This window comes from Vreelandella lionensis (assembly GCF_044543515.1).
GTDB lineage: Bacteria > Pseudomonadota > Gammaproteobacteria > Pseudomonadales > Halomonadaceae > Vreelandella > Vreelandella lionensis.
The window spans coordinates 39,436-62,406 of sequence record NZ_JBITWC010000021.1; the positions used below are offsets into that span (position 1 = coordinate 39,436).

19 protein-coding genes and 1 riboswitch are annotated in these 22,971 nt (G+C 57.3%); of the genes, 4 read left to right on the forward strand and 15 right to left on the reverse strand.

Going from position 1 to position 22,971, the window contains the following annotated elements; all coding sequences use genetic code 11:
- Positions 1–3: 3 nt before the first annotated feature.
- The 5 genes from ACIGG6_RS13455 to ACIGG6_RS13475 are packed head-to-tail and all read right to left on the reverse strand — an operon-like array spanning position 4 to position 5,432.
- Positions 4–273 (reverse strand): K+/H+ antiporter subunit F, encoded by a 270-nt coding sequence (locus tag ACIGG6_RS13455; RefSeq protein WP_044629074.1) that lies wholly within the window; start codon positions 271–273, stop codon positions 4–6.
- Positions 267–764, reverse strand: coding sequence for a Na+/H+ antiporter subunit E (locus ACIGG6_RS13460; RefSeq protein WP_159342614.1), 498 nt, complete (start codon positions 762–764; stop codon positions 267–269). The genes ACIGG6_RS13455 and ACIGG6_RS13460 overlap by 7 nt, the downstream gene beginning before the upstream one ends.
- Positions 761–2,272: a monovalent cation/H+ antiporter subunit D gene (locus ACIGG6_RS13465; protein WP_399845075.1), complete on the reverse strand. Its 1,512-nt coding sequence runs from the start codon at positions 2,270–2,272 to the stop codon at positions 761–763. The genes ACIGG6_RS13460 and ACIGG6_RS13465 overlap by 4 nt, the downstream gene beginning before the upstream one ends.
- Positions 2,269–2,601: a Na+/H+ antiporter subunit C gene (locus ACIGG6_RS13470; RefSeq protein WP_044629077.1), complete on the reverse strand. Its 333-nt coding sequence runs from the start codon at positions 2,599–2,601 to the stop codon at positions 2,269–2,271. The genes ACIGG6_RS13465 and ACIGG6_RS13470 overlap by 4 nt, the downstream gene beginning before the upstream one ends.
- Positions 2,601–5,432: a monovalent cation/H+ antiporter subunit A gene (locus ACIGG6_RS13475; RefSeq protein ID WP_399845076.1), complete on the reverse strand. Its 2,832-nt coding sequence runs from the start codon at positions 5,430–5,432 to the stop codon at positions 2,601–2,603. Before ACIGG6_RS13475 ends, ACIGG6_RS13470 begins: the two co-directional genes overlap by 1 nt.
- Positions 5,433–5,592: 160 nt before the next feature.
- Between ACIGG6_RS13475 and ACIGG6_RS13480 the strand changes: the two genes are divergently transcribed.
- Genes ACIGG6_RS13480 through ACIGG6_RS13490 form a run of 3 tightly spaced genes read left to right on the forward strand, consistent with a single transcriptional unit; the run spans position 5,593 to position 9,346 of the window.
- Entirely contained in the window at positions 5,593–6,465 is an 873-nt protein-coding gene (locus ACIGG6_RS13480; protein ID WP_399845078.1) for an ion transporter, read from the forward strand.
- A 16-nt stretch (positions 6,466–6,481) separates the two neighbouring features.
- On the forward strand, positions 6,482–8,188 hold the full coding sequence (leuA, locus tag ACIGG6_RS13485; RefSeq protein ID WP_399845080.1) for a 2-isopropylmalate synthase: 1,707 nt from the start codon (positions 6,482–6,484) through the stop codon (positions 8,186–8,188).
- Positions 8,189–9,346: a hypothetical protein gene (locus ACIGG6_RS13490; RefSeq protein WP_399845081.1), complete on the forward strand. Its 1,158-nt coding sequence runs from the start codon at positions 8,189–8,191 to the stop codon at positions 9,344–9,346. It begins immediately after the preceding gene.
- Between the two features lie 50 nt (positions 9,347–9,396).
- Here the strand turns inward: ACIGG6_RS13490 and atzF are convergent, their stop codons facing one another.
- The 10 genes from atzF to epmB all read right to left on the reverse strand — a co-directional run bounded on the left by atzF (position 9,397) and on the right by epmB (position 22,254).
- On the reverse strand, positions 9,397–11,217 hold the full coding sequence (gene atzF / locus ACIGG6_RS13495; RefSeq protein WP_399845083.1) for an allophanate hydrolase: 1,821 nt from the start codon (positions 11,215–11,217) through the stop codon (positions 9,397–9,399).
- A gap of 14 nt (positions 11,218–11,231) precedes the next feature.
- Positions 11,232–11,948, reverse strand: coding sequence for a hypothetical protein (locus ACIGG6_RS13500; protein WP_399845085.1), 717 nt, complete (start codon positions 11,946–11,948; stop codon positions 11,232–11,234).
- Positions 11,945–13,009, reverse strand: a complete 1,065-nt coding sequence (locus ACIGG6_RS13505; RefSeq protein WP_399845086.1) for an isopenicillin N synthase family dioxygenase — start codon at positions 13,007–13,009, stop codon at positions 11,945–11,947. The genes ACIGG6_RS13500 and ACIGG6_RS13505 overlap by 4 nt, the downstream gene beginning before the upstream one ends.
- Positions 13,006–16,632, reverse strand: coding sequence for an urea carboxylase (uca, locus tag ACIGG6_RS13510; RefSeq protein WP_399845088.1), 3,627 nt, complete (start codon positions 16,630–16,632; stop codon positions 13,006–13,008). The genes ACIGG6_RS13505 and uca overlap by 4 nt, the downstream gene beginning before the upstream one ends.
- A gap of 75 nt (positions 16,633–16,707) precedes the next feature.
- Positions 16,708–17,346 carry an urea amidolyase associated protein UAAP2 gene (locus ACIGG6_RS13515; RefSeq protein ID WP_336272969.1) on the reverse strand — a complete coding sequence of 213 codons (639 nt, stop codon included), beginning with the start codon at positions 17,344–17,346 and terminating at the stop codon, positions 16,708–16,710.
- A 10-nt stretch (positions 17,347–17,356) separates the two neighbouring features.
- Positions 17,357–18,079, reverse strand: a complete 723-nt coding sequence (locus tag ACIGG6_RS13520; RefSeq protein ID WP_253507442.1) for an urea amidolyase associated protein UAAP1 — start codon at positions 18,077–18,079, stop codon at positions 17,357–17,359.
- Positions 18,076–18,870 (reverse strand): ABC transporter ATP-binding protein, encoded by a 795-nt coding sequence (locus ACIGG6_RS13525; RefSeq protein ID WP_074210440.1) that lies wholly within the window; start codon positions 18,868–18,870, stop codon positions 18,076–18,078. Before ACIGG6_RS13525 ends, ACIGG6_RS13520 begins: the two co-directional genes overlap by 4 nt.
- Positions 18,867–19,694 (reverse strand): ABC transporter permease, encoded by an 828-nt coding sequence (locus ACIGG6_RS13530; RefSeq protein ID WP_399845091.1) that lies wholly within the window; start codon positions 19,692–19,694, stop codon positions 18,867–18,869. Before ACIGG6_RS13530 ends, ACIGG6_RS13525 begins: the two co-directional genes overlap by 4 nt.
- A 61-nt stretch (positions 19,695–19,755) precedes the next feature.
- The gene (locus ACIGG6_RS13535) at positions 19,756–20,832 is read right to left on the reverse strand and encodes a putative urea ABC transporter substrate-binding protein (RefSeq protein WP_399845093.1); all 1,077 of its coding nucleotides are present in this window, start codon (positions 20,830–20,832) and stop codon (positions 19,756–19,758) included.
- A gap of 57 nt (positions 20,833–20,889) precedes the next feature.
- Positions 20,890–21,008: riboswitch (guanidine-I (ykkC/yxkD leader) on the reverse strand.
- Between the two features lie 223 nt (positions 21,009–21,231).
- Positions 21,232–22,254 carry an EF-P beta-lysylation protein EpmB gene (epmB, locus tag ACIGG6_RS13540; protein ID WP_399845095.1) on the reverse strand — a complete coding sequence of 341 codons (1,023 nt, stop codon included), beginning with the start codon at positions 22,252–22,254 and terminating at the stop codon, positions 21,232–21,234.
- 137 nt (positions 22,255–22,391) lie between these two features.
- Here epmB and efp point away from each other — a divergent pair, with 137 nt between their 5' ends.
- Positions 22,392–22,958, forward strand: a complete 567-nt coding sequence (gene efp / locus ACIGG6_RS13545) for an elongation factor P (RefSeq protein ID WP_399845097.1) — start codon at positions 22,392–22,394, stop codon at positions 22,956–22,958.
- Positions 22,959–22,971 lie beyond the last annotated feature (13 nt).

Sequence of the window (22,971 nt, forward strand, 5' to 3'; positions counted from 1 at the left end):
GGCTCATTCAATAATATCCCCGCGTAGAATGTACTTGCACACGGCTACCGTACTGATAAAGCCAAGCATGGCGATCAACAGTGCAGACTCAAAGTAAGTCTTGCTGTTGAGCCATAAGCCGAGCAACACAATCAGCGCGATGGAATTCACGTACATGGTGTCCAGCGCCAGCACTCGGTCAGGGAGATCGGGGCCAACCGTTAGGCGATAGAGGTTCATTAGCAGGGCCATCACCACCAGCGCTAAGGTGATGTAGAGCGCAATACTCAGCATTCGTAAATCTCCTTGAGCGGCCGTTCGTAGCGTTCGCGTATTTGCTCAATGAGCGCTTCTTCATCATCCACGTTCAACGCATGGATTAGCAGGGATTTGCCATCCATTCGCAGGTTGGCCGAAACGGTGCCTGGGGTCAGGCTGATCGTGCTGGCCAGCAGCGTGATGGTAAAACGCTCCTCCAACATTAGCGGATACTCGATGAAGTGAGGCTTTAGCTTGCGCCATGGGTTAGCGATCAGGTACGCGACCTCAAAGTTGGCGGTGACGATATCGCCCAATACCCGCAGGCCAAAACGCAACAGCATCATAGGCTTGCTGATCCGTGGCCGAGCATCCCAAAAGCGGTGGGTTAACAAAGGGATCAGAATAGCCAGCGCACCCCCCAGAACGAACTGGCCAAAGGCGTAGCTGCGCACCAGCAGCAGCCACACCAACAGCAGCAGTATCGAAAGAACTGGGGTGGGCAGCCATTTGCGGGGGGTAATCATGGCGTCTCTCCTGCATCGGGCAGCAGCGTTTCGATCAGTTGTTGCGGGTTAGCGAGTTGCTCGCCGGTGGCTTGGGTATAGCTGCTCACCGGCCCGGCGAACGCCACCAGTAAAGGCGCAGCGCTGAGTAGCCAGAGCATGCCGAACCATTGGTAACGGGATAGCGGGCTACCGCTTGGGCTACCCCGGTGGCTGCGCCAAAACAGCGTAGAGCCCGCACGGGAGAGCGCGATGAGTGATGCTAGGCTGGCGAGCAGCAGCAGTGGCCATAGCCACACGCGCTGAGTGCCTTCTGCGGCTACTAGCACCATCGCTTTACCCAGCGCCCCTGACAGTGGCGGCATTCCCACCACAGCAATCGCACCAATGAAAAAGGTGATCGCCAGGGCGTTACCCTGTACCAGCGGACGCCCTTTGACGATGCGCGTACCCGGCTTGCCTCGCTGCAGGCCAATCATCTCAGCCAGCAAGAACAGGCCACCGGTGACCAGCGTGGTATGAATTAGGTAGTAGAGCAGGGCAGAGGTGGCCTCTGCTGAGCGCATGCCGACGCCCGCCAGCAGCGTGCCGACCGAAATCAGCACCAAGTAGGCTACCAGCAGGCGCAAATCGCGAGCGGCCATCACGCCAACGCCAGCGGCCGCGAGGGTGGCCAGCGCTAACCACCACACCCAAGGCTGCTCTAGCGCCACAAGTCCGCCAGCCTGTTCGCCAAAAATCAGCGAATAGACCCGCAGAATGGCGTAGATGCCCACCTTGGTCATGATCGCAAACAACGCCGCCACCGGGGCGGGAGCCGCTGCATAGGCGCGGGGGAGCCAGAAATAGAGCGGCAAAATGGCAGCTTTAAGGCCAAACACTACCAATAGCATCAACGCGCCTGCGGTCACTAAGCCCTCACGCTCGGCGGGCAGGCTAGCAAGTTTATAGCCCATATCCGCCATATTGAGCGTGCCGGTGGCCCCATACAGAATGCCTACGGCAATCAAGAAGAGCGACGAACCTGCCAGGTTAAGCACCACATAGTGAACGCTTGACTGAATGCGCGCTTTGCCGCCGCCGTGCAGCAGCAGCGCGTAGGAAGCCAGCAGCAGCACTTCGAAGAAGACGAATAGGTTGAACAAATCACCGGTCAAAAACGCGCCGTTGATACCGAGCAATTGCCACTGGAAAAGGCCGTGGAAGTTGCTGCCTTTCTCGTCGTCGCCGCCGCAGGCAAACACCACGGCTCCCACGGCAAGAAGGGACGTGAGCAGCACCATCAGCGCGGAGAGGCGGTCGAGCACCAGCACGACGCCAAACGGTGGCTGCCAGTCGCCTAGGGCGTAAAAGGTGATCTCACCGCTGGCGGCTTGGCGCACCAGGGCAATCGACACCACCAGTAGTAGAAGGGTGGCAATAACGCTCACAGCGCGCTTGTAGTGCACCAGCCCCTGGCGTTGGTAAAGCAATAAAATACCCGCGACCAGGGGTAGTACCACGGGCAACACAATTAGATGCTGAATCATTCGCGGTCTTCCTTTTTACCATCCACGTGGTCGTTACCCACTTCGCTGCGCGCCCGCATGGCAAGAATGACCACGAACGCCGTCATGGCAAAGCCGATAACGATGGCGGTGAGGACCAGCGCCTGGGGCAGCGGGTCGGCAAACTGAGAGCCTTCGTTCACCAGCGCAGCACCATCCGTCGTCAGCCCGCCCATGGAGAACAGGAACAGGTTGACCGCGTAGGAGAGCAGCGTCAGGCCCACAACGACTGGGAACGTTCTTCCACGCAGCGTCAGGTAGAGCCCGCAGGAGGTTAAGATGCCCGTGGTAATGGCGTAGAGCATTTCCATTAGTGGGATTCCTTTTCATTCGGCGTATCGTGGGTGTCTGACGTTTTCGGGTCGGTCACCGGGCGGTGTGGTGTCGTCACCTTACCCAGGTTGGCCAGAATCATCAGCGTGGCACCTACTACGGCAAGGTACACACCCAGGTCAAACAGCAGGGCCGTGGCAAGCTCGAACGTGCCAATCAGCGGCAGGCTGAAATACCCAAACGATGAGGTCAGGAAGGGATAGCCCAATAGCCAGCTGCCTAGGCCGGTGAGCGTGGCAATGGCTACACCCACCACGGCGACCGGCTGGAAGGGGAAATTCAGGCGCTCTTGCGCCCACTCAACGCCCCGCGCCATATACAGCAGAATCAAAGCAACAGCGGTAATCAAACCGGCAATGAAGCCACCGCCGGGCTGGTTATGGCCGCGCAGGAAGATGAAGGCCGAGACCAGCAGCGCCAGTGGTAGTAGCGTCATTGAGATAGACGTCAGAATGGCCGGGTAGCGATCCGGCGACCAGACACGGCCTTCGCCGTCGCTGTGGGGCATGAACAGACGCAAGCGGTTGAGCAGCTTGAAGATAGCCAGGCCTGCAATGGCCAGCACGGTAATTTCACCCAGGGTATCGAAGCCACGGAAGTCGACCAGAATCACGTTGACCACGTTATAGCCGCCACCACCGGGTTTGCTGTTCTCCACGAAGAAGTTGGAGATCGATAGCGTTTCGCGGGTCATCACCGCGTAGTTCAAGCTGGCGACCACCAGCCCCAGCGCACCGGCTAGCAGAATATCGCGCACGTTGCGCAACGGGCTCGATTCGGTGGGGGTTTTTTGTGGCAAGAAGAATAGCGCCAGCATCAGCAGAATCATCGTGACGACTTCTACCGATAGCTGGGTCAAAGCGAGATCAGGGGCCGAGAAGCGTGCGAAGGTGAGGGCCACAAACAGACCTACTACCGACAGCATCAGCAGCGAAATTAAGCGGTAGCGATGAGTCGCTGCGGTAGCAATACCACCAAAAATTAGCATGCCCGCGCCTAGCAGCACCACGCCATCTATCGACTGGTTGCCTTTGGTGCCGGTCAATTCTTGCACGCTGGCAAGGCCGATCAGCCCCATCAGCAGGGCAGCACCCAGCAACCATCCCATATAGCGCTGTAGCGAGTTGCCTTCCAGCTTGGTGATGACCTGCTCGGCCCGGTAGCCCACGGTAATGATAAACCGCTCGAATACGCGGCGCGCATCCACACTGGCGAAGGGCTGCACAAAGCGGCGCAGATCAGCATGACGCCAGTACATGGCAATGCCCGCTGCAAAGGCTAGCAAGCTCATCATTAGCGGCAAATTCACGCCGTGCCAGATGGCGAGATGGAACGACAAGGGTTCGCCCAGAACGGCCTGGGTGGCTAACTCTAGAATGCCCGTCGCGAAAAAGGCAGGGAATAAACCCACCAGTACACATAGCGCTACCAGCAGCTCCACGGGCAAGCGCATCAGGTGGGGCGGCTCGTGGGGAGCTTTCGGCGTTTGCTCGCGAGCGGGCTTGTAGAACACCGCATGAACCAGCCGCAGTGAGTATGCCACTGAGAGAATGCCGCCCAGCGTCGCCAGGGCGGGCAGCACCCAGCTCAAACCGCCGAGTACCGGGGTGGCGAGCGTTTCGGTAAAGAACATCTCTTTCGAGAGGAAACCGTTAAACAGCGGCACCCCCGCCATAGCGGCAGCGGCCAAGGTGGTCAGCAGTGCGGTGACGGGCATCGCCTTTCTGAGTCCGCCAAGCTGCTTCAGCTCCCGGGTGCCGGTTTCGTGGTCGATGATGCCCGCGCTCATGAACAGCGCCGCTTTAAAGGTAGCGTGGTTCAGAATATGAAACAGCGCAGCTAACACAGCCATGGGGCTGCCAATCCCTAGCAGAACGGTGATTAAGCCCAGGTGGCTGACGGTCGAAAACGCCAGAATGCCTTTCAAGTCGGTTTTGAACAGCGCAAACCACGCGCCGTAAAGCAGCGTGATGGTACCTACCAGCGGCACGACCACGCTCCACAATGCGCTATCCGCAATGGCGGGGTGCAACCGCGCCATTAAGAAAATACCCGCTTTCACCATGGTGGCCGAGTGCAGGTAGGCAGAAACGGGCGTGGGAGCCGCCATGGCATGGGGAAGCCAGAACTGGAACGGAAACTGAGCAGATTTGGTGAACGCACCCAGTAGCACAAGCCCGAGCATGAGCGGATAAAGCGGATCAGCCACGATGGTGGCGCCGCTGGCCAGCACGTCATCCATCCGATAGCTACCGGCCATATCGCCCAGCAGCAGTAAGCCTGCTAGCAGTGCTAGGCCGCCTGCACCTGTTACCGTAAGCGCCATGCGTGCGCCTTTACGGGCATCGCTGCGATAGGACCAAAAGCCAATCAGCAGGAAGGAGGAGAGACTGGTCAACTCCCAAAATAGCCAGAGCAGGATAAGGTTATCGGACATCGAGATGCCGACCATCGAGGCCATAAACAGCATCAAGAAGGCGTAAAAGCGTCCAAAAGGCTCATCGCTTGCCAAGTAAAAATGGGCATACAATAGAATCAATAGCCCAATGCCCAAAATGAGTAGGTTGAAGAGCAGCGACAGGCCATCGAGACGAAACGCAAGCTCCAGGCCGAGTGCGGGCATCCAGGTGGCAGCAAAACGCAGCGCTTCACCCTCCATCAGGGCAGGTATTTGCAGCAGTGTAAGTAGCAGTGCTGTTGCTGGCAGTATGCCCGTTGCGAGCGAGCACCAAGTGCGGCCGCGTTGGGCAGTCAGTGCCGGCACCAGTACGCCCAGTAACGGCAGTAAGGCGATCCACAGCAGTGTCATGAGGTCATCCAGCGCAAAAAATCAAAAAAATCGCCAGAGCAACGAGGGTTGCCCTGGAGGCGAAGATACATCAAGTGAAACAACAGGATATCACTTGTATGGAAGGTGTGTGATTTTAGTATAAAGTGTTGACGTTAACCGTTTAGAGACTCCTTGTTCCATGAGTGAACCTTTCAATACCTGGCAAGCCCGCTTTGAAAAGCTGCGTAGCAACAAGCTTTTTGAAGGACTGGTGATTTCCATTATCGTCATTTCTGCGTTGGTCATTGGCGCGAAAACCTACGAAGAAACCTCCCGAATTGAGCAGTGGTTGCTCTACCTGGATGTCGCAGTCACAGTATTTTTCCTGGTCGAGATTTTGATCAGAATGGCAGCCGAGCGCAACTTAGTCAGCTTTTTTAAGAAGGGCTGGAACGTTTTTGACTTCTTAATTGTGACTGCCAGCCTGATTCCTATGGATGATTCAGAGATGGTGCTGCTGGCGCGGCTGCTACGCATTTTCCGCGTGCTGCGCCTGGTGTCGATGATTCCAGAGCTGCAGATGTTGCTGGGCGCGCTAGTGAAATCGGTTCCCCGCATGGGCTACGTGGTGCTGCTCATGTTTATTATTTTCTATATCTATGCGGCGCTGGGTAGTTTCCTCTTCAACAACATTGATGAGTTTTTGTGGGGCAACATTTCCGTTGCCATGTTAACGCTGTTTCGTATCGCCACATTTGAAGACTGGACGGACGTGATGTACGCCACCCAGGAGGTATATGCCTGGAGCTGGATTTACTACTTGACGTTCATTTTCCTTACGGCATTTATTTTTCTTAATATGATGATTGGTATCGTGCTGGACGTGATGCAGAAAGAGAGTGCCCAGCTCGATTTTGACAGTGGCGAAGGGGAGCCTGCCCAGCTGCAGGCACTGCGTAGCGACGTTCACTCACTCAAAGCGCAGCTTGATCGTATGGAGGCCGCGTTGGCAGAGCGAAATACAGCTTCGCCTCCCCCCAATAGTCCTACTGATTCCCCTAAAACAGATTAACGACAGGAGCGCCGCTATGATGCTATCCGACCCTTCTAAAAAGTATCGTCCTTTTGTGGCCGTGGACCTGCCTGACCGCCAGTGGCCAAGCCAACGTATCGAAACGCCGCCGATCTGGTGCAGCGTTGACCTGCGGGACGGCAACCAGTCGCTGATTGACCCGATGGATCAAGAGCGCAAGCAGCGCCTGTTCGACATGCTGTTGAAGATTGGTTTTAAAGAGATTGAGGTGGGTTTCCCCTCCGCATCGCAAACCGACTTCGATTTTGTTCGCTCGCTGATCGAGCAGGATAAGATTCCCGAGGACGTGACCATTCAAGTGCTGACCCAAGCGCGTCCGCACCTGATTGAGCGCACCTTTGAAGCATTGAAGGGCGTCAAAAACGCCATCGTGCATGTTTATAACGCCACCGACCCGATGTTTCGTCGGGTGGTGTTTAACGTCGACAAAACCGAGTGTATTCAAATTGCCGTTGATGCCACCGCGCAGATTCGCGATTTGATGGCGGCCAACCCGGAAACGAACTGGACCTTCCAGTACTCACCCGAGCTATTTACCACCACCGAGATGGATTTCGCGGTGGAGATCGTCGAAGCGGTGATGGACACCTTTGGCCCCAGCGTCGACAACAAAATGATCGTCAACCTTCCAGCCACGGTCGAAGTCGCTACGCCCAACAACTACGCTGATCAGATTGAGTGGTTCTGTCGCCATGTCAAAAAGCGCGATACCTTGATCGTCAGCGTTCATCCGCACAACGACCGCGGCACTGGCGTCGCGGCGGCCGAACTCACGTTGATGGCGGGGGCAGATCGAGTCGAGGGCACGCTATTTGGCAACGGCGAGCGTACTGGCAACGTAGATATCGTCACGCTGGCGATGAACATGTATACCCAAGGGGTGAACCCCCAGCTCGATTTTTCCAATATCACTCCGATCATGCGCGAAGCCGAGTACTGCAATCAGCTGCCCGTCCACCCGCGCCACCCGTATGTGGGCGATTTGGTCTTTACCGCGTTCTCAGGCTCGCATCAGGATGCCATCAAAAAAGGCATGGCAGACCGTCGCGCCCATCCAGAAGCGCCGTGGGACGTTCCCTACTTACCCATCGACCCTCTGGACGTAGGCCGCAGCTACGAAGCAGTTATCCGCGTGAACAGCCAGTCAGGCAAAGGCGGCATCTCTTACCTGTTAGAACAGGAGCACGGTATCGAGCTGCCCCGCAGGCTTTCCATCGAGTTCAGCCAAGTGGTGCAGGAAGTGGCGGACCGCACCGGTAAAGAGATCACCTCACAAATGATCTACCAAGCCTTTGCCGATGAGTATTTAGAGCAGCGGTCATCGCTGGCACTGGTGAATCACCGTCTTTCCTCCGAGCCAGATAGCCCCAAAGTCGCGCTAGAGGCCATTGTCGAAAACGGCGGCCAACGCCAGACCCTGACCGGTGAAGGCAACGGCCCGCTGGCCGCGTTCATCAAGGCGCTGGTGGCGAGCGGCCAAGAGGTCGAAATCATTGACTATCATGAACACTCCCGCGGCCAAGGGGCGGATGCCGAAGCGATCGCGTACGTGGAAGTACGCATTGATGGCAAATCCGTATTTGGCGTAGGTACCGATGAAAGCATCACTAGCGCATCCATGAAAGGCGTGCTGAGTGCGATCAACCGCCACTACTCGACGCAGCCTGCGGCGGCCAATGTGACGGCGGAGTCCTTAGGGTAAATGCTCAAACGGCCTTGGCTGTTCATCGTATTAGTCGCCATGATACTGGCTGGGCTGCTTTCGCAGACGGCCTCCCATGAGCCGTTTGAAGAGACGTTGGTACGCTTGGAAGTAGAGCGGGCACTGCCCGCTCTTGAGCCCACGCTTCAAGAAGAGTCTGCTGAGATCAACGCACTGTTTCTGCACTATGCGTCTGATCAAGCGCTATGGATGAGCGCCGCGTTGGCGATAATGCGTCACGGTGATATCGCTCGAAGCACGCTTCTCGACTATGGGTTATCGCCCCAATTCCAACAGGTGCTGGTGCGCTTCGGAGCGGATGCCGTGCTGCCTATCAGCTACTTCCGCGATCACGACGTGACGACGCTGCGCGCTCAGCACTGGATAGGGGAGCGTTATCAGCAAGTCAGCCGCTGGTGGGGCGATGAGCCATCGGATTCCGATGAGCTGGGTGACGCAGACGTAGAGGTGGCCATGGCCGAGCTAACCCCTTTGCGGCGTGGCCAGATGGGTATCGCGTTACTCGACAGCAACGGCCATGGGCTGCTCAACCAGTTTGTCGTGGATGACGAAGGCAACGTAGCGTGGCTGCAGGGCGAACGCTTAGTTTCCGGCGTAGGCGACTTTTTTACTAGCGGCCTACGTGATCTGGAAAGCCAGTGGCGGCGTGGCGAGGCAATAGGCGCAAGCGATCTGGGCTGGGCGGGTGTTGATCTGCTGGTAATGGCCAGTGCCGTGAAAGTGCTACGCACTGGAAGAGCCGCTCGTGCTGCTCGTGTGGGTGGCGTCGAGGCGCAGGCCGCTCGCATGGGTGTGCGTCAAGGGATCGTTGCCACAAGCGGGCGCTTCGCAACGCTGCCGCGCATGGCCAAAGTTGCTGCGGTCGCCGCCACGGCTTATGTGGTCATTCGCCACCCCAGCCTAGTCAGTGCACTGGGTGCCAATCTATCTCAGTGGTTAGGCTGGCCAACGTGGCTCGGGCAGTTTCTTGTCTGGTTAATTGTGCTATTACCGGTAATGTTCATTGCGCGCTTTATTTATCGCTGGCTACTTACACCACTTTTGTGGCTGTTGATGCCACTGATGCGGGTATGTTTTAAAGCCGCTAATCGTTCGCTTGGCAAGCGAACTCAAGAGCAAGCGAAGGAGCTTGTGTAAAGAAGCCCATACACAATGTTTTACATGTGCATGGGCCTTGTATATCAGCGTTAAGATTGACTTGCCAACCACCCCCGCCAGCCGCCAAATTCGGTGATGTCTTCAGCTTCACCGCCTTCATTTAGCGCCCCCGCGGTGCAGGTAAAGCCACACTTCCAACTGCCGTCGGCAAGCTCCACCTGGCCTAAGCCGAGCGGGGCAGGAATGCCCGCTAAAAAGCTGCCCAGGGTTTCGATAGGCAAACGCCAAACTTCTACTTCAATGGCTTGGCCGGTGTCGTCGCGAAGCATCGCCGGGCGCTTTGGAGGCCCACCTGCCAGAGCAAAGAGCTTATAGCGCGGGGCGCTGTGGGTGGTGCTCACCAATACGCCACCCCGCTGTGTGAGCTGATGGTTAAGCGGCAGGCCTTTTAAGTGCGCACCGCACACCACCAGCTCCATGCTGCCATCCTGGGCAGGAGCGGGTAGTTCCTCTAAAGGCGGGTGTGGAATGCTGGTTGCGCCTAACGGTAGCATTAGGCGCGCTTCAAGGGCGCGGGCGAGGGAGAGTAGCGTTAAGTCTGCAAATACTGTCCCAAACAGCGTGACGCCCACCGGTAGGTCGCGCTCGCTAAATCCCACTGGCACCGCCAGGGCGCTATAGTCTAGCAGGTTCATAAAGTTGGTCCAGGTACCCAGGCGGGAGTTAACACCGATAGGGTCCGCTGCCACCTCGGCCTTGCTTGGGTGAGTCACCGTTGTAGGCGTGAGCATCACATCCACCTGACTAATGAGTGCGTCGGCCTGGCGCTTATACTCAGCGAGTTTATAGCGCGCATCAAAGGCGTCTACTGCCAGCGGCGTTGCCCCACCCTGGGTGATTTGGAAAGTCACCGGGTGTACCGCATCCGGGTTGCTCTTCATTAGCTCACGAATAACATGGTAGCGTTCGGCCACCCAGGGGCCTTCATAAAGTAAGCGCGCAGCAGCCAGTAACGGCGAACAGTCCAGCTCGACCTTTTCACCGCCCAATGCTTCAAGCTCAGCAATTGCATGGTGCATGCCTTGGGTATAGGCCGCATCGGTTTGCCACTGGGGTTCCAGTGGCACCCCAAAGCGAAACGTAGCGGGCGCTTTTCCATAGCGTTTGCCGTGTACGGCAAAGTCATGCTGGCGCGACCAAGCGCACTCGGCATCATAGGCTGCGGTAATATCCAGCACCTTTGCGGCATCGTCAGCGGTCAGCGCAAACAGGCTAATGGTATCCAGTGTGGCGCAAGCGGGTACCACGCCCCGGGTGCTAAGCAGCCCCAAGCTCGGTTTAACTCCGTATAAGTTATGAAAGCATGCAGGCACGCGGCCAGAGCCTGCCGTATCGGTGCCCAGTGCAAAGCTGACCATGCCGGCGGCTGTCACCACTGCGGAGCCGCTGCTGGAGCCGCCGGGCACCAGCGTTGGGTCGAAGACATTGGCGGGGGTGCCATAAACTTCCAGCGCCCGCTCGCCTACCAGCCCGGTGGCGAACTGATCCAGATTGGTTTTACCCATGGGAATCGCGCCCGCATCGATCAACTGCTGCACCACAAAGGCGTTTTCCGAGGGCGTGTAAGCATAGGCCGGGCTGCCTGCAGTGGTGGGTATCCCTGCGAGGTCGATGTTGTCTTTCAGCGCAAAGGGAATGCCGTAAAGCGGCAACGTTTCCGGTGACTCACCTTCTAGGCGCTGTAAATAGGGCGCCAACTGCTCGCGATTTAAGCGGGTAATCCAGGCGGGCTCTTTACCGTGGTTTTCGGCCGCTGTCAATAGCTGACTGATAAGATCAGAAGGGGTGAGTTTGCCGCTACGGTAGGCTGCATGCAGGCTGGCAATATCGAGTGCAATAGGAAGCGTCATAATAAATTCCTTAATTAAATCGGTGTCACTAAAGAAGAATGAAGTCGGTTTGCTGCACTGTCATAAATCACTCCCTTCCGCCACGGCTGGGTAGATAGCACTACCCGCCAACCGTCTTGGCTACGCTCTAAGTAGTCAAAGCATAGGCTGGCGCGCCAGAGAAGAGCGCTGTCAGTTAAGCTATTGATTGGGGCGAATAGTGCGTCTGCATTATCTGCCCAAGGGCGAGGTGTGATTGCCATAGCGTGGTCGCCGATTTGCAGCCAGCGCAGTTGGCCCTGAGCGTCTTGAATTACGTCTTCAACGGCATCGTTGGAAAGCTGTTGCCAGTGCTCAACGTACTGATCGTGCGGATGTCGCTCTTCTAAAATGGTGCCGTCAATCCAGCGCAGTAGCCCTACATCCTTTTCCAGGCTAGGGCATAGATCCTGATAGCGGTGCCAGGTGCATACCCCTAGCTCACTATCGATTTGGGTAATACCTGCAAAAGCAGTGAGCCTCGCCAGCCATTCAAGCTGGCGGCGGTTGCAGTCGTCTAAACCGGTGATGCCTGAAAAGTCAGGCGAGTCTGCAGGCAGGCGCAGGTCGGCATGCCAGTGTTTGCCCTGAATCCAATAAACCTGAGTAGTGGTGTCGGCCTGTTGGTAGGGTGCTTTAGCGGGCTCAGCGTAGAGCGTGCGCTGCCACACGCCGCGAAATGCTTGAGGTGTGGCAGGTAAGCCGACGTTCATAAGGGGGCTTCCTTATGTTTGCCATGCTGGCCCAGACTACCGACTGCGCGGGCACCTTCGGGAAGCGTAATGTCGCCCTTTGCTAAACGCTCGCGCAGATAGCGGAAGGTTTGGATAGTTTGGGCATAAAGATGATCGCCTGCTTTGAGCGGTGCGTAATGGGCTTTACCGTGGCGCTCGACTAATTCGGGCAACGGCGCGACGTCGGTATGGTAATCGCAGGCAAAAAACAGCGGGAAAGAGTAGCGCTCCTCTTTTACCTTGCGCACTCGGTGGGAGGTCGCTACAAACTCGCCGTTGCTCCAAATTTCCAGCATATCGCCAATATTGACGACTAACGTATCCTCTTGATACGGCACATCAATCCATTCGCCCGCACCGTTCATTACCTCAAGCCCTGGCGCGGTAGGCAGTAGCAGGGTAAAGCACTCGTAGTCAGTGTGGGCGCCGATGCCTTGGGCATCCTCAGCATTAGGGTTATAAGGGTAATGGATCAGGCGCAGCTGACTGGGCGGCTTATTGACGTGCTGAAGCAGTTGCTGGGGAGCCAGCCCCAGCGCCATAGCAAAGCCGCCCATCAATGCGCGCCCGACGTGGTACGCAGCGTCGTAATAAGCGGCCACTGGCTCCTTGAAACCGTCCAGGTCAGGCCAGGGGTTGGGGCCGAGCAACGGTGTCCCGGCCAGCACCTCCGGGTCATCATCGGGTAGTTCAAAGGCTAGGTCGAAGGCCTCTTTCATATCGGGCTTGGCCGGGTCCGGCGACTCCTCGCCGGGCGGCACATAGCCACGGTGGTGGGTGTAGCGCCCGATGTAGCGCTCCATTTTGGTTGCTTCAGACTGAGCAAAGAAACGCTTGGCCTGATGAATCAGGCCTTCGCGCAGTGCACCATCAATACCATGTCCCATCATCTGGAAGAAACCGACTTCACGGGCGGCGCGACCCAACTCATCGGCGACTTCGCGGCGTGCTTGATCATCCCCGTGCAGCAGGGGATGAATATCGATGACAGGGATCTCTTGAAAGTCTGCCAAGCGTTTGTCTGCGGTAGGTGTGCTCATACGTCAGCCTCCTCCTCATGGGTGAGTACCACCAGAGGTTGGCCGGGGCCAATGGCAGCGCCTTCGGTAAGCGGAAGTCTGGTAACTCGACCGGCGCAGTGGGCCGTGACCTCTACCTCCATTTTCATGGACTCCACCAGCGCTACGGGCTGACCTGCTTCTACCTGCTCGCCTTTCTTGACCAGCAGCTTCCATAGGCTGCCGGTCACCGGGCTTTCGATACCAAGTTCATCCTCTCCCAGCGTTTCGATCTCTGCGCTAGCCGGTGTCTGGTCTTCAAAGGTGAACTGGCCGTTGGCGCGCCAGGCGGCCATTTCAGCCTGGAAGGCTGCTTCTCGCTTGGTGCGAAATGCCTCAATCGCTTCGGCGTTCTTATCGATATCGGCTTGGTAGTCCGCCAGTTTGAAGCGGGCCGTTTCAATGGGCAGCTCGAAGCGCCCGTGGGGAAAGTCACAGCGAATTTGCTGTAGCTCTTCGTGGCTGACTTCATAAAAGCGAAGTTGATCAAAAAAGCGCAGCAGCCAAGGGTTATTGAAGTGTTGGGTGGTGCGGTAACGGTTCCACATCTGCAGCGTGCGACCAACGAACTGGTAGCCGCCGGGGCCTTCCATGCCATAAACACATAAATAGGCGCCGCCAATACCCACCGAGTTTTCCGCTGTCCAGGTACGGGCGGGGTTATATTTGGTGGTGACCAGGCGTTGGCGCGGGTCAAGGGGCGTCGCGACGGGCGCCCCCAGATACACATCTCCTAAGCCCATCACGAGATAACGGGCGTTGAAGACGATATCGCGCACTTGCTGTTCGCTTTCGAGAGCGTTGATGCGGCGAATAAAATCCAGGTTGCTGGGGCACCAGGGAGCGTCGGGGCGCACGCTGCGCTGATACTTGTCGATGGCTTCCTGGCAGGCGGGGTCATCCCATGAGAGCGGTAGATGCACGACACGCGACTCTACTTCCAACGACTCGACATCGACTAGCGCCTGCTCGGCTTTGTGAAGGTGCGAAAGCAACTCATCAAGGCTAAGTTCCAGCGGCTCATAGTGAACCTGCAGCGAGCGAATGCCGGGGGTTAGTTCCCGTAGGCCGGGCAGCGAATGTTCCTGTAACCACAGCATCCAGGCGTGTACGCGAAAGCGTAGCGCGATATTCAGCTCCATCGCACCGAACTCAATGAGCAGGAAATCATCCCCGGCGCGGCGGTATACGATTCGCTCCCCGGCCTGCTCGGCTGGGATGTCGCGCAGGATCGGGGTGTCTCGTTCTGGCTGAATATCTTCAACAGGGTTCGCTGTGAGGGTTTCCAGCTGGGCGAGCTGGCGCTCTTCTAGTGTGCGGGCGGTGGCGAGACTCACCGGGACAAAGCGGACCTTGTCACCAGCGGTGAGTTGTCCCAGCTTCCAGCGTTCAGCGCGCACCACCGTGGCCGGGCAGACAAAGCCACCCAGTGACGGGCCGTCCGGGCCAAGAATGACCGGCATGTCGCCGGTAAAGTCGATAGTGCCAAAGGCGTAGGCGTTATCGTGAATATTGGAAGGGTGGAGTCCTGCTTCACCGCCATCCGCCCGTGCCCACTCTGGGCGTGGGCCAATTAGCCGTACACCGGTGCGGCTGGAGTTGTAGTGCACTTCCCACTCGTGGTCGAAGAAGCGTTCGATATCACTATCAGTGAAAAAGTCTGGCGCGCCGTGAGGGCCATAAAGCACGGCAATTTCTGTCACGCTTTCGGAACCGTTGCCAATGGCGGGGGCTAGCGCGCTATCCAGCGTGCGTGAGGGCGCAGGCATCAGCGTGGGCAGCTCCAGCATATCGCCGCTGCGCAGTGCCCGCCCGCCATGGCCGCCAAACTGGCCTAGCGTGAAGGTGCTGCGAGAGCCCAGATAGCGAGGGCATTGAATGCCGCCGCGCACTAGAAGATAAGCGCGTGCCCCAGCGGTGGCCTTGCCTAACGTAAGAGTGGCACCGGCCGGCACATCAATGACTTCCCAGTGATTAATAGGGTTGCCATCCAGCGAGGCGGGCAACTTGGCGCCTGCTATCACGACCTGTGTGGCCCGGTGAAAGCGCAGCGTGGGGCCCTGGAGGGTAATTTCTAGGCCAGCGGCATCCGTGGGATTGTCGAGTAGGCGATTGCCAAGGCGAAACGACCAGTCGTCAAACGGGCCGGAAGGCGGCACACCCACATCCCAGTGACCCTGGCGACCGGGAAAATCCTGAATTGTGGTGAGCGTGCCAGGGGCGATCACTTCCATGGCGGGAGGTGCCCACGCCAGGGTGGTAAGCCAGTGGGTGTCGATATCCGCCTGCTGAAAGCGTTGGGCACGCAGAACGTGGGCAAGCCAGCTACGGTTGGTGGCAATGCCATAAACGCTGGTGTTGTCCAGCGTATCCGCCAGCTGTGCCGTCGCCTGCTTGCGGCTTTCGGCATGCACCATCACTTTGGCTAGCATGGGGTCAAATAGCGGTGACACTTCCAGGCCTGCCTCAATGGCGTGGTCGATGCGCAGGCCGCTGGCTTCAGGAAAGATGACTTCCGTCAGTAGCCCGGCGCTGGGGCGAAAATCGTGAGCAGGGTCTTCGGCGTACAGACGTGCCTGGACGGCGTGACCAGTGGGAGAGAGCGTCTGGGCAAGTGTTTCCAGGCGAGGGAGTTCTCCGGCGCCGAGCTTTACCATCCATTCGACGATATCGACGCCGTAGACCAGCTCGGTGACGCCGTGCTCCACCTGTAGGCGAGTATTAACCTCCAGAAAATAGAAAGCTTCACGCTCGGCGTCGTAAATGAACTCGACGGTTCCCGCACTGCGGTAGTTGACCGCTTTGCCTAGTTGCACCGCCGTGGCGTGCAGTGATTGGCGCACGGCTTCGGGGAGATTCGGGGCTGGGCACTCTTCCAGTACTTTTTGATGGCGGCGCTGGGTGGAGCAGTCGCGCTCACCGAGGGCGATAACACTGCCCTGGCCATCGCCAAACAGCTGTACTTCCAGATGGCGGGCACGTGCGATATAGGCTTCCAGGAAGACACCGCCATCGCCAAAGTTGCGCTCGCCAAGACCTTTCACTGACTCAAAGGCGCGTGCCAGCTCCGTGTGAGAGTGGCAGACCTGCATGCCGATGCCACCGCCACCCGCAGTGGATTTCAGCATGACCGGGTAGCCGATTCGTTCGGCGGCCTGTTGGGCCTCTTCGAGGGTCTCCAACAACTTTGATCCTGGCACCAGCGGTACGCCTGCTTTTTCGGCGAGTGCGCGGGCTTCGTGCTTGAGGCCAAACTGCTGTATCTGCTCGGCAGTGGGGCCTAGAAAGACGAGCCCGGCGGCATCGCAGGCGGTAATAAAGCGCGTGTTTTCCGAAAGAAAACCGTAGCCGGGATGGATGGCCTGGGCGCCGCTCTGCTGGGCGATAGCGATCAGTTTGTCGATGTTCAAATAGGTATCGCTGGCGGCCCCCTCACCCAGTGAGTAGGCCTCATCAGCTTGGTGCACGTAGGGCGCATCGCGGTCGGCATCGGCGTACACCACCACGCTCCCCACGCCTAAAGCTTTAAGCGTGCGTAGAATACGGGCGGCAATCGCGCCGCGATTGGCAATCAGGACTTTGCTAAACGTTTTATGGATGGACATGGCACTGCCTGCAAACAAAGGCGGGTCGTCCCGCAGGTTGTTTGGCCTTCTAGGGTCGTCCCTAGGGCGAATTACTTAACCCCAAATCAGTAGCTCGATGGGCGTGGGGTTGTAGCCGTTGCAGGGGTTGTTGAGCTGAGGGCAGTTGGAGATCAGCACGATGACATCCATTTCTGCGACCATTTCCACATACTTGCCCGGTGCGGAGATACCGTCTTCAAACGTCAGCCCGCCGTCAGCGGTCACCGGTACGTTCATGAAGAAGTTGATGTTGTGGGTGATGTCCCGTTTGCTCAGGCCATACTCTGGGTGGTTGGCGATGGCCTGCATCCAGTTATCCCGGCAGGAGTGCATGTGTCGCTTTTCCAGGTCGTAGCGCACGGTGTTGCTTTCGCTGGCGCAGGCACCACCTAGGGTGTCGTGGCGGCCGCAGGTGTCGGCGGTGAGGGTAAGCATCGTGCGGCCTTCGCTGGAGATCAGCTTGGAGCCCGCCGTGAGATAGACCGCTCCCTGTTCGCGAACGGTATCCATGGCGCTGTAGCGCTCGGCGGTGTCGTCGGCGCTGAAGAACAGCGTGTCAGCCGCTTGGTTGCCTTCCAGGTCTAAAATCCGCAAGGTTTGGCCCTGCTTCACGGTGCCAATATAGTGATCGCCCGCATTAACGGTAGTGCGGCTAAGCGCGTTTTCGGGGCGTAAGGTACTCTCGATAATCATGGTTTTCCCCTTAAAGGCCGAGGTGGTATAGGCGGTTATTGGCAAAGCCACGGGCGTTTTCTGGCCGTGAGCGGTAGCAAGGATCGTCCTCTGTCGGTGGCTCAGCCGTACCTAACGCGATATCGACGCCACGGCGCGGGTAGTCAGTGGCAGGGTCCAGCGGGTGGGGGCAGGTATGCAACAACACTAGGGTATCCATCTCGAAGCGCAGCGTGACGCTGTTGCCCGGCTGGCAGTGGTTGCTGACATAGTGCAGCTTGCCTTCGTCATCGCTCTCGACGCGAGAGAACAGGTTGAGATTGGCAGCCATGTCTCGGCGGCCAAGCCCATACTTGGCGAGTTCGACCAGGAAGGCGTCGAAGCCGGTGCGCGTCCAGTCATTGTGGGCCTGCTGGTAGCTCACTGGCTGCCAGCCTTTGGCCAGCAGGTGTTGGGGCAGCAGGTTGCCGCCAACGCTGTCGTGCCAGCCAAGGTCATCATGCGTGATCGAGGCAAAGATGCGGCCCATGTCCGAGTAAAGGCAGTGGCCTTGGGTCAGTTTGAACGTGTGCTGGCACTTCAAGGTGTCCGGCAGGTTTAAGCGCTCCAGCAGGTTTTCTGGGTTGTAGCAGAGTAATCCTACGTTGCTGTTGGCCTCCTGGGCGGTCAGGGTTAGTGTTGTGCCGCGACGTAGGCGGAGTGACCAGTGGTGCCCGCCGGGTAAATGAGTGGTGTAATCGGGCTGGCTATTCATAGCAGCGTCTCCTGGGTGTGGGTTTTCAGTCCGCCCTGATGAAGTGCTTCCGTTAAGGCTGCCGTTGGACGGTCTCTCGAAATGGGCAGGTCATAGGTAATGGTGGCGCCATAGGCTTCCGGGGCTTGAGGGTCGTGGCGGGTTTTGTCAAACACCCATAGCCGTGTGCCCAGCTCAAAGGCCTCTTTTAGGTCGTGGGTGATCATGAAGATGGTGAGCTGCTGCTCTTGCCAAAGTCGCGTGATTAATTCGTGCATGTCCTGGCGAATGCCGGGGTCCAGGGCACCAAATGGCTCATCCAGCAACAGCATGCGTGGCCGCATCATGAGCGCCTGGGCGATGGCTAGACGTTGCTGCATGCCGCCGGACAGCTCATGGGGATACTTATTAAGCGCGTGACTTAGGCCAACTTCTTCAATACGTGCTTGGGCTTTCTCAATCGCGTGCCGTTTGGCAGTGCCAAAACTTTTTCCAAGCAGCTTGGCACTATGCAGCTCATCGGCCATCATCACGTTGCCCAGCACAGTCAGGTGTGGAAAGACGGAATACTTCTGAAATACCACCCCTCGATCCGGGCCGGGTTCGTTAGGAATGGGCTTACCATCTAGCAGAAGGTTGCCTTTTGAAATGGCTTCGGTGCCTAGCAGCATCTTTAAAAACGTGGTTTTACCGCAGCCAGAGGCACCTACCAGCGTGACAAATTCTCCTTGCTCGACGCTGAAATTAAGGTTCTCAAGCACGACGTGATGGCCGTAATGCTTTTCTAGGCGTTTGGCGGACAGTAGGCTCATGAGTTGTCTCCTTCGCCCGAGTGGTACCAGGGAAAGGCAAGGCGCGATGTCCAGGCGAGAATCTGGTCAAGAAGGAACGCCAGCAGCGTAATCCACGCCACGTAGGGCAGAATCACGTCCATCGACAGGTAGCGGCGAACCAGAAAAATGCGGTAACCAAGCCCCTCTTGGGCGGCAATTGCTTCGGCAGCTATTAAAAACAGCCAGGCGCTGCCGAGGGCCAAGCGAGTGGCATTCAGTAGCCGCGGCGTGAGTTGGGGCAGTAGCACCCGCAACAGTACCTGCCAGGAGCTGGCTCCCAGGGTTTGTGCTTTGATCAGCTGTTCATCGGGAAGTCGCAGCGCATGGCCTTGCAGGTCGCGAATCAGAAACGGCGTCACCCCAATCACGATCAACGCGATCTTGGCGGCCTCACCGGTGCCAAAGGCGATGAATAGAATCGGAAGTATCGCCATCGGAGGGATAAGCGACGCGACGGTGACCAGCGGTGAGAGTTTGGCGCGGATGAGCGGAATGCCGCCGTTTAAAATACCCACTACGAGGCCGATGAAAGCGCTGATCGCCACGCCAATGAGAATCCGCTCTAAGCTGGCGAAAGTGTCTGTCCATAGAACGATTTGGCCAGTGCGTACGTTTTCTGCGGTGGCCAAATGATAAAATGAGCTTGCCATGGTGGCCGGAGTGGGCAGTAGCCGATCATTAGGGTTCTCGGCCAGTCGGGCATTGGAAAGGCTCAGGTAAACCATGGCCAATAACAGGAAAGGCAACAGTCCCAGCAGCCATCTGCTCCCTCGGGATGGGGCTAGATTAATGAGTCGCTTCATGGCGGATGTCCATCGAAGATAAAAGCAGAGGGAGCAGCCGTGGCTACTCCCATGGCGCTAGTTACTGAGCGTCGAGGTAAGCTTGGGTAAAGCTGGGGTCGAAGCGCAGTTGCACGTTGCTCTCGTCTCCGAAGACGCCACTGGGTGTCTCAATGCCGACGACTTCTGCGTTTGGTGCCATGTCGCCTAGTAGGCCGTGCTGGAAGCTGAATTCAGCCACTCGCTGCATGGTGTTGAGCAGCTCTGGGCTTTCCATGAGCGCGATGGCTTCGGCGGGGTCGGTGTAGAGGTAGGTGGCGGCAAGTTGCTGACGATAACCGTCAATATCAGTGCCAGCGGCATCTGCCATGATGCCAAGCGCATTTTCATCATCTGCCTCGATGAGTCCCATCACTTCATACCAAGCGCCTACCAGGGCATGACCCAGTGCCGGGTTATCCGCCAAGGTTTGCGTATTTACGACCATCATGTCGAGTATCTCGCCGGGGATCTCAGCTGAGGTGTACACCACGTTGCTATCCGCCATATCCTCGATGGCACCTAACTGGGGGTTCCAGGCAGCGACGGCTTCTGTGGTGTCGCTCGCGAACAGGCCGACGATATCCGCATCGGACGTATTCACCGTTTCGATATCGCGTTCAGTCAAGCCAACGCTTTCGAGAGCACGGGCCAGAAAGTAGTGAGAGACGCTGAATTGAACGAGATTGACCTGACGGCCCGCAATATCGGCTAGGTCATCGCTGCCTTTCAGCACGATGCCATCATTGCCGTTGGAGTAATCGTTGATAATCAGTGCGGTGGAGTCGACGCCGCTGGCCGATGGAATCGTTAGAGCATCCATGTTGGTCATGGCACACCCATCGACGTTGCCAGAAGTGAACTGATTGATGGATTCCACGTAATCATTCACCTGCACGACATCGATACTAATGCCGTATTCGTCGGCCCACTTATTGACCACGCCTTCTACGTCGGCATAGGCCCAGGGCATCCAGCCGGCATAAATCGACCAGCAGACGCTAAAGTCGCTGCGTTCTTGCGCTTGGGTAGGTGTGATCGTCAAGGATGATGCTAGTAGCGCCGCGGTCAGCGGAGCTAGGGACAGGCTTTTGAGGGCAGAGCGATTGGAACGGGTCATGAGAGCCTCCAGCGGCTAAGAAAAAACTCAGGGGCATCGGCGCATCACTGTGCCTTATCCTCCCGGGCTTTTATCCCGCCGTGTAACCTTGCGCTTGCAAGGTCGATCGCTCTCGGACCAGCCACGTCCATCAGGGGCATATCGTTGATGGCGTCGGAACCCTAGCGATCTATTGGAAACTCGATTGTGTGGCAGCGAAGGCAGCCAATACCCCATGTGTAACACTTAACTACACAGCAAAATATTGGCCGTCATCTATAAAAATCATTAATTTTAATAGGTTATAGAGGTTTTATAGTTAACTCTAAGAAGCTGATGATAGAGTAATGCATTATCGTGGTGCGTAGAGCGGTGCGCTACGCACCGCAATGAAACAAAGAGGCCAATGGCAGGGGAGGATCACAAAGGCGTTTTGCTCATCTTACCTGGCACTTCACGCACCAGCCGTGGCATGAGAAAGCCGGGTAAGTGTTCCAGTAGCACTTGAATGAGCGCTTGCGCCTCTTTGTCAGGCACGTCAAAGTGCGCGGCGCCCTGAACTGGGTCGAGTACGTGGAGGTAGTAGGGCAGCACGCCTGCTTCAAACAGCCGTTCCGAGAGGGCCGCGAGGGTAGGCACGTTGTCGTTAATGTCCCGTAATAGAACGCTCTGGTTTAGCAGCGTGACGCCTGCCTGTTTTAAGCGCGCGCAGGCATCCACCACGGCTTGGTCGATCTCGTTGGCGTGGTTGATATGCAGGACGACGACTTTTTGTAAGCGGGTGCTGCCCAGCCAGCCAAGTAAACTTTCATCCACGCGGTCGGGAATGACCACGGGCAAGCGAGTGTGAATACGCAGCCGTTTTAGGTGAGGAATGCTCTCTAGCTGTTCGACTAGCCACGCCAGCTGCCGGTCGCTGGCGGCAAGGGGGTCGCCTCCTGATAGGATGGCTTCGTGAATCGAGGTGTCGGCACGTAGGTAGTCCAGGGCTTCCTGCCACTGGGCGCGGGAAGGCGAGTTCTCGCTATAAGGAAAATGGCGGCGAAAGCAGTAGCGGCAGTTGATTGCGCAGGCTGGGCTTGCTATCAGAAGTACCCGGTTTGCATATTTATGGATCAGCCCTTTGACGGGGCGGTGGTCGGCTTCCTCTAACGGGTCTGTGACGTAGCCCGGTGAGGCCAGTGTTTCATCGCCTATAGGCAGCACTTGACGCAACAGTGGGTCATTGGGGTCGTTGGGCTTGATGCGGGCAAGGTAAGCGTCGGGCACGCAAATATCGAACAGGCGATGTCCTGCCTGCGCGCCGGGCAGCCATTGGGCGCCTAAACCAAGGCGTTGGCAGAGCGTGTCGGGATCACGAATCGCATGAGAAAGCTGCTGCTGCCAGGAGGTCGAAACCTGGGCAGGTGCGTGGTGACCAGCGATAATGATGTTCTCCTGCAAAAAGCCCTCCTTCGGGTTATCATGCGCGCACTTAGCGGCGTTGCTATTCGCAATGACGCAACTGACGGTGACGTAAGTGGCTGGCGGAGCGCCGCACGTACGACATAGACAATTGAAACAGACCATTGAGAGGCATTATGGCGAACTATTCTACCAACGAATTCAAAGCAGGTTTGAAAGTAATGCTCGACGGCGACCCCTGTTCGATCGTTGAGAACGAATTGGTTAAGCCGGGCAAGGGCCAGGCGTTCAACCGCGTGAAACTGCGCAACCTGATGACAGGCCGTGTGGGTGAAAAGACATTCAAGTCTGGCGACTCTTTAGAAGGCGCTGACGTCATGGATCTGGAAATGGAGTACCTCTACACCGACGGTGATATGTGGCACTTCATGAAGACCGACGGCTCGTTTGAGCAGTATGCGGTAGAGAAAAAAGCGCTGGGTGATACCATCAAGTGGCTAAAAGAGCAGGTGCCTTACATTCTGACCTTATGGAACGATAAGGCCATTTCCGTAACGCCGCCTAACTTCATCGAGCTGGAAGTTGTAGAGACTGACCCGGGCCTAAAAGGCGATACGGCGCAGGGTGGTTCTAAGCCTGCTACGCTGTCTTCGGGTGCTGTGGTACGTGTGCCGCTCTTTATTAACCAGGGCGAAGTGCTGAAAGTCGATACCCGTTCTGGCGAGTACGTATCACGCGCCTAATCACGCGCTGAAA

What these genes read in the sequence shown, in the direction of transcription:
- ACIGG6_RS13455 (WP_044629074.1), bottom strand. Translation starts at nt 273, where the DNA reads ATGCTGAGTATTGCGCTCTACATCACCTTAGCGCTGGTGGTGATGGCC.
- ACIGG6_RS13460 (WP_159342614.1), bottom strand. Translation starts at nt 764, where the DNA reads ATGATTACCCCCCGCAAATGGCTGCCCACCCCAGTTCTTTCGATACTG.
- ACIGG6_RS13465 (WP_399845075.1), bottom strand. Translation starts at nt 2,272, where the DNA reads ATGATTCAGCATCTAATTGTGTTGCCCGTGGTACTACCCCTGGTCGCG.
- ACIGG6_RS13470 (WP_044629077.1), bottom strand. Translation starts at nt 2,601, where the DNA reads ATGGAAATGCTCTACGCCATTACCACGGGCATCTTAACCTCCTGCGGG.
- ACIGG6_RS13475 (WP_399845076.1), bottom strand. Translation starts at nt 5,432, where the DNA reads ATGACACTGCTGTGGATCGCCTTACTGCCGTTACTGGGCGTACTGGTG.
- ACIGG6_RS13480 (WP_399845078.1), top strand. Translation starts at nt 5,593, where the DNA reads ATGAGTGAACCTTTCAATACCTGGCAAGCCCGCTTTGAAAAGCTGCGT.
- leuA (WP_399845080.1), top strand. Translation starts at nt 6,482, where the DNA reads ATGATGCTATCCGACCCTTCTAAAAAGTATCGTCCTTTTGTGGCCGTG.
- ACIGG6_RS13490 (WP_399845081.1), top strand. Translation starts at nt 8,189, where the DNA reads ATGCTCAAACGGCCTTGGCTGTTCATCGTATTAGTCGCCATGATACTG.
- atzF (WP_399845083.1), bottom strand. Translation starts at nt 11,217, where the DNA reads ATGACGCTTCCTATTGCACTCGATATTGCCAGCCTGCATGCAGCCTAC.
- ACIGG6_RS13500 (WP_399845085.1), bottom strand. Translation starts at nt 11,948, where the DNA reads ATGAACGTCGGCTTACCTGCCACACCTCAAGCATTTCGCGGCGTGTGG.
- ACIGG6_RS13505 (WP_399845086.1), bottom strand. Translation starts at nt 13,009, where the DNA reads ATGAGCACACCTACCGCAGACAAACGCTTGGCAGACTTTCAAGAGATC.
- uca (WP_399845088.1), bottom strand. Translation starts at nt 16,632, where the DNA reads ATGTCCATCCATAAAACGTTTAGCAAAGTCCTGATTGCCAATCGCGGC.
- ACIGG6_RS13515 (WP_336272969.1), bottom strand. Translation starts at nt 17,346, where the DNA reads ATGATTATCGAGAGTACCTTACGCCCCGAAAACGCGCTTAGCCGCACT.
- ACIGG6_RS13520 (WP_253507442.1), bottom strand. Translation starts at nt 18,079, where the DNA reads ATGAATAGCCAGCCCGATTACACCACTCATTTACCCGGCGGGCACCAC.
- ACIGG6_RS13525 (WP_074210440.1), bottom strand. Translation starts at nt 18,870, where the DNA reads ATGAGCCTACTGTCCGCCAAACGCCTAGAAAAGCATTACGGCCATCAC.
- ACIGG6_RS13530 (WP_399845091.1), bottom strand. Translation starts at nt 19,694, where the DNA reads ATGAAGCGACTCATTAATCTAGCCCCATCCCGAGGGAGCAGATGGCTG.
- ACIGG6_RS13535 (WP_399845093.1), bottom strand. Translation starts at nt 20,832, where the DNA reads ATGACCCGTTCCAATCGCTCTGCCCTCAAAAGCCTGTCCCTAGCTCCG.
- efp (WP_399845097.1), top strand. Translation starts at nt 22,392, where the DNA reads ATGGCGAACTATTCTACCAACGAATTCAAAGCAGGTTTGAAAGTAATG.